We start from the raw sequence: 14,001 nt of genomic DNA on the forward strand, positions 1-14,001 counted from the left end.
AGTTCCACAAACAGATGCCCCGGTACGATGTCATTTTTCCCCCTGCGGAGCAGTCGGCGGTTCGAGGCGAGTTTCCGGGTCGGTTCAGGCAGGGTTGAGATTGGTCGCCGTTAGAGAGCTAGCGGGCAGGCTGGCGATCGGATTTGGGGCAGATCTCGCAGGATATGAACGCCAAGGCCGCTGGGAGACCCCGCGACGAATATTAAATTGTTCTCGGCGGCTTATTGGGCTGGAGCCTTGCGCCGCTGGTATAGTGAGCCACGTTTTCCATGTAGAGCTCGCGGACAAAGGTGTATTCGCCCGGCCCCTATGGTGACCGGAACGAGGTGTGGTCAATCTTAGCCTCTAGGCGAGGCGCTTGAATGAAGGATCTACAATGCAAAACACGGCGTTGATCACTGGAGTGACTGGGCAAGATGGCGCGTACCTTGCCAAGCTCCTCCTCGACAAGGGATACATAGTTCATGGCGTGAAGCGCCGCGCATCGTCTTTTAACACGGAGCGGATAGACAATATCTATGTCGACCCGCACGAAAGTGGCGCGAAGTTCTTTCTCCACTATGGAGATTTGACGGATTCGACCAATTTGATCCGGCTGGTTCAAGAGACACAACCAACTGAAATATATAATTTGGCGGCGCAAAGTCATGTTCAAGTCAGCTTCGAAACGCCGGAGTATACTGGTAATTCCGACGCACTAGGAACGTTGCGCATTCTCGAAGCCATTCGAATACTCGGAATGGAGAAGACAGTTCGATTCTACCAAGCATCGACTTCTGAACTCTATGGTAAGGTTCAAGAAGTCCCTCAGTCCGAAACGACCCCGTTTTACCCGCGATCTCCATATGCTGCTGCTAAACTTTACGCATATTGGATTACGGTAAATTATCGCGAAGCCTACGGGATGTTTGCCTCGAACGGTATTCTTTTCAACCACGAGGGCCCGACACGCGGCGAAACGTTTGTAACTCGCAAGATAACCCGCGCAGTTGCTGGTATCAGTCAGGGGCTGCAGGAGGCACTATATCTCGGCAATTTGGATGCCAAGCGGGATTGGGGGCATGCCCGCGATTATGTGGAGGGAATGTGGCGTATACTTCAGCACGAGGAGCCGGATGATTTCGTGCTTGCAACAGGTGAAACTCACTCTGTCCGCACCTTCGTTGAGATGGCATTTGCAGAGGTTGGTCGCACTATTGAGTGGGAAGGAACTGGCGTGGACGAAGTCGGGCGTGACCAGACCTCTGGGCAGATCCTCGTGCGGATTGATCCGCGTTATTTTCGACCAACAGAAGTCGATCTGCTGATCGGCAATCCGAGCAAGGCCAAAGCCAAGCTTGGCTGGCAGCACAAGACCTCGCTTCGCGAATTGGTAGCCGAGATGGTAGCATCCGACATAGAACTGACTAAGAGAGAAGCCTGGCGCCGGAATCGTTGGGCATAGCGTTACTGTTATGAACGAGGTCTATTCACTTACCCGGAAGCGCGTTTTTGTGGCTGGCCACCGAGGCATGGTAGGCTCGGCGGTGGTGCGTCGTCTTGCAACAGAGGACTGCGAAATTCTGACCGTTAGCCGCGAACATCTCGACATGAGGGATCAATTCGCGGTCCACCACTGGATGAAGCAGAATAGACCGGACGCCGTAGTGCTCGCTGCGGCGCGGGTTGGGGGGATTTCGGCAAATGACAACTTTCCTGCCGATTTTCTCTATGACAACCTTGCAATCCAGACGAATGTCATTGAGGCTGCCTTCCGGACCGATGTGAGCAAGTTACTATTCCTTGGCTCGTCATGCATTTATCCAAAACTCGCGCCTCAACCCATTCCGGAAGACGCACTCCTCACTGGTCCCCTTGAGCCAACCAACGAATGGTATGCGATCGCCAAAATTGCGGGGCTCAAACTTTGTCAGGCTTACCGCCGGCAATATGGCGCCGATTTCATCTCCGCCATGCCTACGAACCTTTACGGTCCCGGGGACAACTTCGACCTGGCCAAGAGCCATGTTGTGCCAGCGCTTATCCGTAAGGCGCATGAAGCGAAACTGGCAGGGAGGTCAACGGTGACAATCTGGGGGTCCGGAACCCCGCGGCGCGAGTTCCTCCATGTCGACGATGCAGCCGATGCGATAGTGCATCTGCTTAAGACTTATTCGGAGGATAGCCACATAAATGTTGGCTCAGGCAAAGACATCTCTATCCTCGAATTGGCCCAAGTCGTGGCCGCAGTGGTAGGATTTGAAGGAGCAATTGAGACCGACCCGAGTAAACCAGACGGTACGCCTCAAAAATTGTTGGATGTTTCGCGCCTTAGCGAGACTGGGTGGCGCCCTCGCTATGAATTGAAAGTCGGTCTCCAGAGCGCCTATTCATGGTTTGTCGATAACCTTCAAACAGGGAACGTTCGGTTGAACGCGGACTAAGAGCAATTTCAGCAAAAGTGCGCAGCGGTGTTGCGCGTGGGTGTTTATCTGGGTGTGTGAGGGGCGCCCAAAGGGAACAAAATGCAAGACGAACTCCTGTCTCGCATTGAGCAGATAGAACATCAACTTCAATTAGCCGAAACCTATTCGGTTAAAGCTTTTTGGAGTGCGCTAGATGTCATTTATGCCGAGAGACGCTAGCATCGCGACATCAGATGCATCGTTTGCGGGCATACGGACAAGCACGACGGGTTTCGGATGCGAACGGACACATGTCGGTTCGGAGGCGGCGAATTGGGGCGATACGATTGCCCCCAAATGCGAGTGCATATGTTCGAGCACTGAAGTACCTCGATTTATCGGAATCATTCGTCACGCTGGCTACAAACTTCTCTACAGCCGCTATTCAGAAAGCGACTCGACGCTGAATGAGTTGAGAACGTTCAGGTCGTTAAGACCGCGACCAGAAGGGACATTTAGGGCTACGAGCCTACAGCTGAGAACGGCGCTCAGTTCGTCATTAACAGTCGAGAAGCAATTTCGGCCCGCTTTGACGGGATATTCTCGAACAACGTAATAGAACATTTCCGCCAGTCTCTCGAGCAATTCAAGGGGTTCCGCGAACTCCTCAAGGACGAGGGAACAATGGCCCATCGCCCTGTTACAATACTCATATCCATTCACACGGTCCGCACCCTGTTTTTGACAGGCCGCTCTTCGGACGTGTTGGCTGGTCGGACTGGCTTCGAGGTCGTTCACCGCGAGGAAGATGGCGAGTACATAAACTTGATATTTGCGCGCCGATAGCCCTGCAAGCCGGCCGGTTCTGGTCGCCTCGCGAGAATGCGGAAAATCAAGCCAATAGAGCGCCCTCCTGTGTCGGAATGGAGGCAGGAGGGCGCTCTTGCCGGTCTGTCGAGAAGTCATCCATTCGACGTGAAAAGAATATTGGCGAGACCGAATAATTCTTTTCGTTGCAACGGCCATCTTGACCTTCGAGTAGATCAACTACTAGGGAGAAAGCGCTGGCACTATAAGCGACTCCTGCAGCCACATCCGGGGCACCAAAGGGTGGCAGCAGCTGAACTCGTTATATTACTAGGGGGTGGCGGGGTGAAAGTTGCGATTCTGATGAGCGCGGCGTGGCGGGCCGGAATGCTGAGAAATGCCAGAGCACTTGCGAAGCTTTTAAGCGAGACGACCGAGCGTGAAGTCGAAGTTGTGATCGGCATAAGAAAGGACGGCCCTTACGACTGGAAAACACTTGAAGGTGAATTTTCAGGGCACGAGTTGATTTCTCTTCGGCGTTTCCATTGGGAGAGCGTGGCCGCGGCGGACGCGGCAAAGATCCATGGTTTCGAAGCACCGGAAAATCCGATCCTGATGGCTCCCCGCGACGGCACCTACGACTTCCTCGATTGTGATGCATGGATCATTTTTTCCTGTTCACTCGAAGGTTTCGTTGTACCTTGCCGACCGACCGGAATTTTTTGCGCTGACCTGATCCAGAAGTACGTTCCAGAGATTTTTGGCGGCGTTGATGCGCAGCCCATGTGGGCGAAGCAGGAGGAGACTTTTAGGGGGTGGCGTTCCGCAAAGTTTGTTTTCTCCACCACGCCTGCCACGCGGCAGGACGTTATTGAATATGCTCGAGTACCGTGCGAGCGATCGATTCTTGTACCAACGCTTATTGACCCGCTTGCTCGCAGCGCAACCGCACAGCTGGGTGCTCCGTCTCCGGAGCTTCCATCGAACTTCATCTTGTGGGTAACGAATGCATCGCCGCACAAGAATACGAAGTGCGCGATAGAAGCGCTTAAAGCGTATTATGAGGTGCTAGGGGGCGGTCTCGACGTCGTCATTTGTGGTCAGGATACTGAGCAGCTGAACCCCTGCGCGGATCAAAGGGGAGTCCTTGCTCAAGAATTCGCGCGCGAGCCCACTGTGCTGTCACATATTAAGTTTGTCGGTGAGGTTTCGGACGGCGACTACCTGAATCTCGTTCAGTCGGCAGCGGTAGTTTGGCACAACGTTGTCGTAGACAACGGAACTTTTGTTGCCTTTGACGCCGCACGTGCTGACCGACAGTTCGTGAGTAGCGACTACTCGCAGATGCGTTATCTTTGCGACAAGTACGGAGTGGTTGCTCGCTTCCATCCTTTCAGTGACCCGCTCCTCTCGGCTAATGCCCTGCTAGCGGCGGAAAGCGATTTCAAGGCTGGCACTTCCCCAGGGCACAACTTACAAGGCGAGTCCCCTGGCGCTCGCACGCGTGAGTATCAGGGTCTCCTTACGAGACTTTTTGAAACCCAACAGATGGCCAAGAGAAATCATGAATAGCCCTAATCCCACTGGCAGGAAAGCTGATGGCCATCGGCGGCTTCTCTGGATCGTCAATCACAAAACCCTAATGGATGCTGAGGTTCCAATTTTTCAGGATCTCGGTTTTTCCGTGTTCATTCCAAAAAGGGTGCCCAATGATCCAGGATATAGAAGCGCCAAGATCGACTATCAGTATGACAACGAACTAGAGTTGCCCCCGGCCGCCTTGGCGATCCTCAACGAGCACCACTTCTATACCTCTCCCTGGTCGCCGACATTGTCGCTCATCATCAATCGCTATTTCGACGCTCTAGTTTCAAGTGTATCTGGTTACACAACTCCGATCTTTGAAGCCATTGACAGATTTGAAGGCCTGATCGTCGCGCGTGTCTTCGGCCGGGAGAACCCTGCTCGCTATACGTCCTTCTTCAGCGATTGGCAGCTCGATGCAATCAAGACGTTGGACCACCGCTTCTTGCTCGGCCAAGGCTTCGGGAACCTTGCGCACATTGAGGATGGGCGTCTCGCTGCCAGAGCCAAGACGATTCCTCTGGCAATTCCGCAGATGATCTGGGAGCGATCGGACACCTGGACCGGTAAGCAGACGACAGCCCTGCTGCTTTGCCCAAATATCATGGATAGCCCCTATTACCGGAACGTCTACGAGGCGCTGAAGGACAGTTTCGGCCATCTGCCTCATGTGATAATGGGAAGGCAAAATATTCGGCCAACGGATCCGGCAGTCCTTCCATACATGACGGATGGAGAGTTGCTGGATCTTTATTCCCGTGTATCCGTATTCGTTTACCCCTCTACCGAGCCGCGCCACGTCCACTATTCTCCGATTGAGGCAATGATTGTCGGATGCCCTGTTCTTTATCTTAGAGGTGGCCTCCTCGATTTTCTCGCGGCGCAGGCCTTTCCTGGATGTTGCGAAGATGTCGAAGACATGCAAGAGAAGGCTTCACGCCTGTTGGGCGGGGATAAAGTGTTGAGTGATGCAATTCGAGAATCTCAGCACGCTATCGTTGATACCTTCTCGACGAGTGAATCCCGCCTCAAATGGCAGGAGGCATTGGCTTCCATTCGAGCCAAGCCGACATTGGCAGACGTGGCTTTTGGCTGACGCACATGGCTAGTAGATTTCGTCGCGTTGTTGATAAAGTAACGAGCCTTCTGAACGGTGAACAAACGGCTCACTTAGAACGCGGAATTGTTGCTCGATTTGAAGCACTAAATCAGCGGCTCGACGCCGGCGAAGCAACGTCGCATCTGGAACGGGGCATCGTCGCTCGATTTGAAGCGTTGAACAAGCGGCTCGATGAAGACGCTGCATTTCTCGGGAGTTTGCGATCGGAGATCAACCGGTTGGATGGCTATATGGTTTACCATTTTGGAGAGCTTAGTCGTGAGGTAGCGAAGTTGATAAGAGAGGACATCGTGTATACCTCTCCGAATACTGACGCTGTCTTGATAAACGGCGACTACGACATTGTTCTCCCCTCCGCTGAAGTTGGCTTGATAACTTATCTCGTTAGACACGGACCGCACACGATTGAGCCGGGAGTGACTGCGGCAATCCGTTCCCATTTGAAAGAGGGATCTGTAGCTGTAGATGTCGGGGCAAATGTGGGGCTGCACACATTGACCATGGCCGAATGCGTTGGTTCGGGAGGCATGGTACATGCCATTGAGCCCAATTCGTCAATAGCAGAAGCCTTAAGGCGCACTTTGCGGCTCAACGGCTTCGAGGCGCGCAGTTCCTTGACCTGTGCTGCCGCCGCCGAACGAGCGGGTTCTACTATGTTTTATCGAACTGCACACAGCCCGGAGAGCTCGTTGTTTCCTGTGCAGGGAGCAGAGGCCAGAGAAGTGGAAACGTTTAGATTGGACGATCTCATTCCGGCAAGTACGCCCGTCGACCTTGTAAAAATCGATGCTGAGGGTGCTGAACCGCTCGTATACCAAGGGATGACGAGAATTATCGGTGAAAGCCCAACCCTGCATATCATTATGGAATGGTCTGCATCCCATTTTGGGCGGACGGGTCTATCTTCCGAAGCCTTTCATAAACAGCTTTCTTCAGACGGTTTTGTGGGGTTCGTGATTGATGAAGAGAGGCCAGGTGAGCTTCACAAATGGACAGGTGCACCAGACAGCTTGGAAGGCGCTAACGTTCTTTTTGTTCGTAAGTGACCGATCTTGGCAAGGCACAACCAAGGATGCGCCCGTTCGATCTTCGGGACTTAGATTAGGTAATTCGCGCCGGACCCCTGTTAAAATCTGCGAAGCCAACCTGCCAAGACTGGTCAGTAGTTGGGGAACAAGTGCTGGGGATGGTTAAACCAATGATCCAAACCGCCCAAAAGGGCTAACCGTCGGAACCCATGAAAGACCACGTTGGAGCTGTGGAAGTCGGTCGTGAAGAATTCGAAAGTCGCTGATTTCACATAGGAATTGGCAGTTTCGAAGATTTCGAGATTGCAGGAAATGCTCTGTTTGTGGGCAGTTTTCTTGCAATTTCAATTTACGATTCCCTTGGCGGGCGCGGCGTGATTCACTGCCTTTATCGCGGTGAATCGGAGAGCCAGGGGATGGGCGAACGACGCGAGACGGGAGCACAGGATCTGTTCCGGGCCCGGCTCGATCAGATCCTCAACATGCAGCATGAGCTGGTGCGCCTGGCGCAGGCCATCGACTGGCCGGTGCTGGAGGCGCGCTTCGGCACGGTCTATTCGGACGGGCCGGGCATGCCGCCGCTGCCGACCCGACTGATGGCCGGGCTGGCGATCCTCAAGCACACCTTCAACCTGTCGGACGAGGCGCTGTGCGAGCGCTGGATCGAGAATCCGTATTTCCAGTATCTATGCGGCGAAGAGTTCTTCTGCCACGCGCTGCCGTTCGACCGCTCCTCGATGACCCGCTGGCGCCAGCGCATGGGCGAGGAGCGGATCGGCGCGCTCTTGCAGGAAAGCCTGGCGGTGGCGGTCAAGACCGGGGCGATGACGCCGCAAGACACGCGCCGGGTCATTGTCGACAGCACGGTGCAGCCCAAGAATGTGATGTTCCCGACCGACGCCAAGCTCATCCACCGCGCCCGCGAACGCTTGGTGCGGCTGGCCAGGAAGGCGGGGCTCGCGTTGCGTCAGACCTATGTCCGGGTCGGCAAGCGGGCACTGATCATGCATCAGCGTTACGCCCACGCCAAACAGTTCAAGCGGGCCGGCAAGGCGCTGCGCAAGCTGAAGACCTATCTCGGGCGGACCATCCGCGACATCACGCGCCAAGTCGGCGACGACGCGCAGCTGGACGCGCTCTTCAAGTGGCCGCTCTACCAGGCCTCGACGGTCCTCCAACAGAGGCAGCGCGGCCGCAAGATCTACAGCCTGCACGCCCATGAGGTCGAGTGCATCGGCAAGGGCAAGGCCCACGCGCCCTACGAGTTCGGGGTGAAGGTGTCGGTGGCAACGACGCTGAAGCGCTGCAAGGGTGGCCAGTTCGCCCTGCACGCCATGGCCCTTCCCCGCAACCCTTACGACGGGCACACGCTCGAGACGGTCATTCCCGCGATGGAAGCCACTATCGGCGCCGACATCGAGCGCATGCTCGCCGATGCCGGCTACCGCGGCCACAACGCGCCACAAGTTCAGGGTCTTCGCCGCCGGCCAGAAGCGCCGCGTGACACCTGCCATCAAGCGTCAGATGCGGCGGCGATCGGCGGTCGAGCCGGTGATCGGCCACATCAAGAACGAACACAGGATGGGCCGCAACTACCTCGCCCATGCCCAAGGCGATGCCGTCAATGCCATCCTGGCCCCCGCCGGCTACAACTTCGCCCTCCTGCTCAACTGGCTGAAGCTGTTTTTGTGCCTCGTCCTCGCGGCGCTTCAGAGCCGGCCCAAAGAGCGTCCCGCCTAGCCGCGCAATTGTTCACGATCGACTGTGGAAAGAAGCACTTCATCACGATTGTCAATGCCTGCCATCCCTTCATGCCAGGAAATTGCCTCAGCTAGGTGTACACTGCCGTGAAGTCAGACCAAACATAATCCGGAAATCGTCCTCATGTACGACACAGCCGCGTTGGGACCCGGTTATTATATCGCGCACCAACGTCGACAACTCAGTTGCTGAGTAGGCCGATTTTTCGATCATTATCGCGTCGAAGCCGAGCTCTATGGCCGCCTGAGGCAATCCTGTCCGGAGCCCTATGATTGCATTTATTTTTAGAAAGCTCTCCTGAGTGTAATAGCCCCCGAAACTCCATCTCGTTATGGAGTGAGGACTGTCCAAAACAAATGGAAATTCGAGAGAATACGGATCTGTAAGCCCGTTTATCGGAGCTGATTCAGGCCATCGGACGTGAGGCAGTTGCAAGACTGCTTGTATATGTGAGCGATCCTTCGCCGAAAGCATTTTGTAAATGCTTTCAATATTATCTTGGACTCCATGCTGAGCTAGAGCTAAGCGAGACTTGTTTGCGAGGACACCGAACGCAGGGGCTGCAGAAGCCGCGAGCGCCAAAAAAATGAGGAATGGGGCAACGCGCCTTGCGAAATACGTTTTTGACGAAAGGCAAATTTCTGAAATCGTCAACACGAACATAAGCGAGAAAAACGTCAAGAACGGCATTATACGTGCCGTCGCGCGAATTGCCGGCGAGACTAGCATATTAAAATAATATGCTAGTCCGCCGTTGATTGAATAAATAATCCCGATAACAATGCATGAGAGGCATGCAAAAAGTAGAGCGTTCCAGCGCGAGATGGCGGGTGGGTGCGAGAGCGCAGTGAGGGATAAAAGCAAGGGCGAGGTCAGCACAACGGCCGTTAGAAGAACCCCAGGCCACTCTGCCAATCCGGTGACGTTGGACAGGTAAGGTCGGGTGCTTTCATAGGCATCATACATCCAACTGAGAAAGGGGACGTCCGCTAAAACGTGCAGCCCCTCCGCTAAGCTTAGGCCCAGAGATAATTGCGACATGGCGTCGCGGGGAATCTGTGGTATGTCGCCGCGCAGCATCGCAGGAAGATCGATACCATATCCTGAGAAGAGGACGAGGGGAAATACGATAGATACTATCGCGAGGGCCAATAGAAGGGGCACCGCTCGCCGCTGCTTAACCGCGCCCAGCACTCCAAGAAAAACGCAAAAAAAGGCGGAAAAGAAAGCGTAGTATAACCCCGATGTTGCCACAACGATAACTGATATCCAGAAAAGAGGCTTGGCCAGAAAGGTGCGGAAATTCTCATGGTGTGAAAGAGTAAAAATCTTAAGGGCCAGCGCTGCACCTAGCGGCACGCTGAAATACAGTGCAAGGAAATCATGTACCAAAGAGCGGAAGCCAAAGTAAGGGGTAACTATGTATAAGGCCGCTCCTATCGTCGCAACCCAAGGCCTCATTCCTAGCCAGCGGAATGCCAACAGAGAAGTTACATACATGGCTGAGAAGCCAACAAGATACAGCGCGTAGTAACTTACGATCGGGTTATCTGTAAAAAAGCTTGTGAGCCATAAAAATAATCTATAGCTCAAGTCGAAAGAGGGGAAATAGTATGTGTCCTGGACACCTGGAAAGCCAAGCGCCGTATTGAAGCGGAATCCATCGCCGTTGATATAGCTCTTTGCGAAGGCGAAGTTTTGAACGTTGTCGCCTCCCATAAAAAGCAGTGAGCCCGGTGGGATTTGGAAAAAGCCAATCAAGGCCAAGCTGGCCAGCAAGCCCATCGTATATTCTGCGAACGAGAATCCGGCCTTGAGGCGGTAAGCGTCTGCCGAAGTTCGAACGTTCGTGAGATTGAATAAGGCAGCCACGACTTTTCCATTGGCTTGTGAATCAGCGACGCACTAGGCGCGAAGACGGCATAGCTTTTGCGACGAGCGTGGTCCACAGGCGATCTGTACCGCCCGAGTGAAAACCGTTATCCAATTTTGGGGCGAACTCGACCCACCACAATCAGCGCGGCAGTGCCCTGGTTGAACAAACGATTGACAGCTCGCAGGTGCTTCTTGTCTTTGATGCGTTCAGAAAGTTATTGGCGGGGCGTGTTCCTTCGGCCGATCAAGTCAGGCTCCTATACGACGCCCTCCCGTGCGGCGTTGATTGGCGGATCTTTGTTCTGCCTCGTCGCTTTGGCGCTTCTCTGGCGCCTCCCAATGGGTATCGATCTCTCAGACGAGGCATACTATGCCATATTCGTTGATGATTGGCTCAAAGGTGGGATCCGCACAAGCACATTGACAACCGCGCATCAGACAGCGTTGCTGCCGGCGTTCGCATTGCTTCGGGCCCGTGCTGAATTATTTGGAGAAAGCGATGGTTTGGTATTATCGCTAAGGTGGATATACCTCGCATCCTCGATTGTTTCTTGCATCGTCTGGCTTTCTTTGTTCATGAGGCTAAGCAACCCGATTTATGCTTGGCTTTGCGCGGCTTTCGCGCTGGCCTTCATTCCCTTCGGATTGCCGGCCGTTTCGTATAATACATTGGGAATACAGGGAATGGCGATCGCCTTGAGCGGTCTCGGCCACATGCTGCTGGATGAGCGTCCATTAGGATTAGGCTCCAATGTTTCGGCGGCCGGGTGGGCGATCGCGATTACGGCCTACCCATCGCTCTTCCTGCCGTTTGGGGTTTGCTTGGTCCTGGTATCCGCGATGTGTGGAGTTCGTTTCGGGGTACGATATGGGGTAGTGGCTCTGATCTTCCAGTTGATCGCTTGGCTGTTGGTAGTTGTGGCGCTCGCGCCTGAACACCTCTTAGCAAGCGTCGCCTACTTAGCCGCAATCAACGACGTAGGGGGGTGGGAACGCAAGCTCGACTACTCTCTGCAGCTTCTACGCGGCAATCCCACATTTCTAGGCGCATGCGTAGGAGCGATGGTGGTCGGGTTGCTGCGCACTCTGCTCGGACCAGCTTTGACCGGCTTCTTGATTGCTGTCCTTGTAGGGTGGCTCTTTACGGCGCCATATGTGCTTTTTTGCCGATCGCATGATGTGGTCACAGTCGTGGCACTGACCGGCATTGGCCTTATTTTCGGACTACGTTCCGGCGCACCTGACCGTCATCGCGTGATTGCCTTATTATGGTTGGTGTCACTCGCGGCAGGGCTAACTACGATGGCCTCTGCATTTAATAGCGTGCTAAATTTTCCTGTAGGCGCCGCCGCTGCGGCTGCGATTTCGCTTGTCGGGCTTGTGTCGGGCCCGGGGAGTTTGTGGCGTGCAAAGACCGTTGGCCAGTGGATCGCCACAATTTTGAATATCAGATCACGATGGATCGTATCCCTGGGACGCTCCACCGCGCTAATAGTGTCGATGGTTGCCGTGTTGGTCACATCCCTGTTTCACTATTATGGAGATTATCCAAACGTTTCTCCGTCCCGAACCCTTGTATCATCGGGAGCATATGCGGGATTGCGGGGACAACCAGAGCAAGTTGAGACAATTCGTTGGATGCGAGACACTGTCTCGCCCCTCATCGGACCCGATAAGCGGATCGCGTTCGTAGGACGAATTTATGGGCTTATCCTGGCAACCCCAGCCAGGCCTTCGATGCTAGCTGTCTTTCCGCTGAGCGACACGATGAACCCACGCGGACTTGCTCTTAGTCAAGCTTTCTTTGAAGAACCCGCTCATAGACCTAGCATAGTGGTTACCCACGCGGATCCTTATTATAAACCCTTCAATCCAATCGGTCCAAAGTTCGCAGACTGGTATCAGGAGATACTGAACAAGGAATTTCCTCTAGGCAGCTTCAAAGTGTACAGAAGATTATAATGCTGTGAGGGGAGATGCGGCGTCCGGCCCCCTTTGCTCGGTCGCGTCCAAGTGCATTCATTCAGGAGACGCTGCGAAATACGTACCGTGCATTGATCATATAGGAGGTGATCACAATTACCGGCAGGGCAGCCGCTTGTGCGAGTAATGGTGTCACGCCGGCGTAAACAAGAGAATTCAGGACGACGAAATTGAGTGCGAGGGCGGCACAATAGGAAAGAAAGAATGGAGGAAGTGCTCGCCAACTTCTGTTCGAAAAAACAATGCGTCCGGTTGTGAAAAAGTTGAAAATAGTTCCAATAACCGTTGAGAGAAATAACGCAATATTGTAATTTAGTGAGATCACATAAATAAAAGAAAAAACAGAATATCCAAACGCTGTGTTAAACAAGCCGACTAGAATAAACTTAGAAAAGCGGTGCTTGTAGAGTGTCTTTAGGGAGTTGCTCATGTGATCTATCGGCAACATTAGCCGTTGCCGTCAAAGTTAATTCGTTCGCGCTCGATCACGAGAGGTTTCTTTCTTACCTGATTGAATATCGCAACGATATACTCTCCGATCAGGCCGAGAAAAAAGAGCTGAACACCCCCAAAAAAGAAGAGAGCCGCAATTATTGTAGGGACTCCGCTGATCGTCGCGACGTGGCCGGTCAGCGTTAGAACCATCACGGCAAACGCATAAACTACGCTCAACGCTGAAATCGCGAAGCCGCAGAGCAGCGCAATTCGAACCGGAGCCCCTGAGAAGCTAATGATTCCATTCAACCCCTGCCCGAACATATGGGAGAGTTGATTTCGAGATTTTCCGTGCTTGCGCGCGCGCCAGGTGTATTTGACGCCCTTTGACCTGAATCCGACATCAAACGTCATGAGTCGCATGAAGGGCTGCGCATCATCGATACGCCTCATCGCGTCGAGGACCTTCCGGTCCACAAGCTGAAAATCTCCTGCATCGGGAGGGTAGTTGACATAGGTGAGCCGGCTAAGCAGGCGGTAGTATAGTTTGCGGGCCGATTTAAGAATCAGATGTTCCTCTCTCTGCGCGCGCATCCCGTAAACTACTTCATAGCCGTCTCGCCAGTATCTTAAAAGCTCCGGCAAAAGTTCCGGGGGGTCTTGAAGGTCAACTGGGAGAAACAATAGTATTGCATCGCCTGATGTTGCTAAAACCCCATTGTAAGTATTCTTGAGTATTCCGAAATTCCGCGAATTGACGATGATCTTTACGCGGGGATCCTCTGACGCAATCTTCTTTAGAATGGAGAGGGTTCCATCCGTGGAGCAGTTGTCGCAAAAAATATGCTCGTAATCGTATTCGCTTAGTTCGCTAGAGAAGATCGCTCTGATCGACTCAACGCAATCTACGATGCTGTCTTCTTCGTTGTAGAAAGGGGTGACAATGCTGATCAGCTTGCGGTCAGCATGTTCCGGAGCCTTCGTACGGCTGTTAGTCGGTTCCAACAATGACTTAGCTTCCATT

The 14,001-nt window shown here is 53.6% G+C and carries 9 protein-coding genes and 1 pseudogene; 7 read left to right on the top strand and 3 right to left on the bottom strand.

The genetic code is table 11. From position 1 onward, the window contains the following. Positions 1 to 376: 376 nt before the first annotated feature. The 6 genes and pseudogenes from gmd (at position 377) to ACCO56_RS32295 (ending at position 8,663) form a co-directional block, all read left to right on the top strand. Positions 377 to 1,444, top strand: a complete 1,068-nt coding sequence (gene gmd, locus ACCO56_RS32270) for a GDP-mannose 4,6-dehydratase (protein WP_433645070.1) — start codon at positions 377 to 379, stop codon at positions 1,442 to 1,444. 10 nt (positions 1,445 to 1,454) lie between these two features. Beyond that, positions 1,455 to 2,423, top strand: coding sequence for a GDP-L-fucose synthase (gene fcl / locus ACCO56_RS32275; protein ID WP_433645071.1), 969 nt, complete (start codon positions 1,455 to 1,457; stop codon positions 2,421 to 2,423). 1,113 nt (positions 2,424 to 3,536) lie between these two features. After that, complete coding sequence (locus tag ACCO56_RS32280) at positions 3,537 to 4,763, top strand: hypothetical protein (protein ID WP_433645072.1); 1,227 nt, start codon at positions 3,537 to 3,539, stop codon at positions 4,761 to 4,763. Then, positions 4,756 to 5,871: a glycosyltransferase gene (locus ACCO56_RS32285; RefSeq protein ID WP_433645073.1), complete on the top strand. Its 1,116-nt coding sequence runs from the start codon at positions 4,756 to 4,758 to the stop codon at positions 5,869 to 5,871. The genes ACCO56_RS32280 and ACCO56_RS32285 overlap by 8 nt, the downstream gene beginning before the upstream one ends. Before the next feature lie 5 nt (positions 5,872 to 5,876). Continuing rightward, complete coding sequence (locus tag ACCO56_RS32290; RefSeq protein WP_433645074.1) at positions 5,877 to 6,941, top strand: FkbM family methyltransferase; 1,065 nt, start codon at positions 5,877 to 5,879, stop codon at positions 6,939 to 6,941. 398 nt (positions 6,942 to 7,339) lie between these two features. Further along, positions 7,340 to 8,663: pseudogene (locus ACCO56_RS32295) on the top strand (IS5 family transposase). 87 nt (positions 8,664 to 8,750) lie between these two features. Here the strand turns inward: ACCO56_RS32295 and ACCO56_RS32300 are convergent. Next, the gene (locus ACCO56_RS32300; RefSeq protein WP_433645075.1) at positions 8,751 to 10,556 is read right to left on the bottom strand and encodes a hypothetical protein; all 1,806 of its coding nucleotides are present in this window, start codon (positions 10,554 to 10,556) and stop codon (positions 8,751 to 8,753) included. Between the two features lie 342 nt (positions 10,557 to 10,898). Here ACCO56_RS32300 and ACCO56_RS32305 point away from each other — a divergent pair, with 342 nt between their 5' ends. Further along, the gene (locus tag ACCO56_RS32305) at positions 10,899 to 12,521 is read left to right on the top strand and encodes a hypothetical protein (protein ID WP_433645076.1); all 1,623 of its coding nucleotides are present in this window, start codon (positions 10,899 to 10,901) and stop codon (positions 12,519 to 12,521) included. Positions 12,522 to 12,582: 61 nt separating this feature from the next. Here the strand turns inward: ACCO56_RS32305 and ACCO56_RS32310 are convergent, their stop codons facing one another. Both ACCO56_RS32310 and ACCO56_RS32315 read right to left on the bottom strand, forming a co-directional pair. After that, the gene (locus ACCO56_RS32310) at positions 12,583 to 12,972 is read right to left on the bottom strand and encodes a GtrA family protein (protein ID WP_433645077.1); all 390 of its coding nucleotides are present in this window, start codon (positions 12,970 to 12,972) and stop codon (positions 12,583 to 12,585) included. A 17-nt stretch (positions 12,973 to 12,989) separates the two neighbouring features. Then, positions 12,990 to 14,000, bottom strand: coding sequence for a glycosyltransferase family 2 protein (locus ACCO56_RS32315; RefSeq protein WP_433645078.1), 1,011 nt, complete (start codon positions 13,998 to 14,000; stop codon positions 12,990 to 12,992). Between the last annotated feature and the right edge of the window lies 1 nt (position 14,001).

It is taken from the genome of Mesorhizobium sp. 1B3, assembly GCF_050958605.1.
Classification (GTDB): domain Bacteria; phylum Pseudomonadota; class Alphaproteobacteria; order Rhizobiales; family Rhizobiaceae.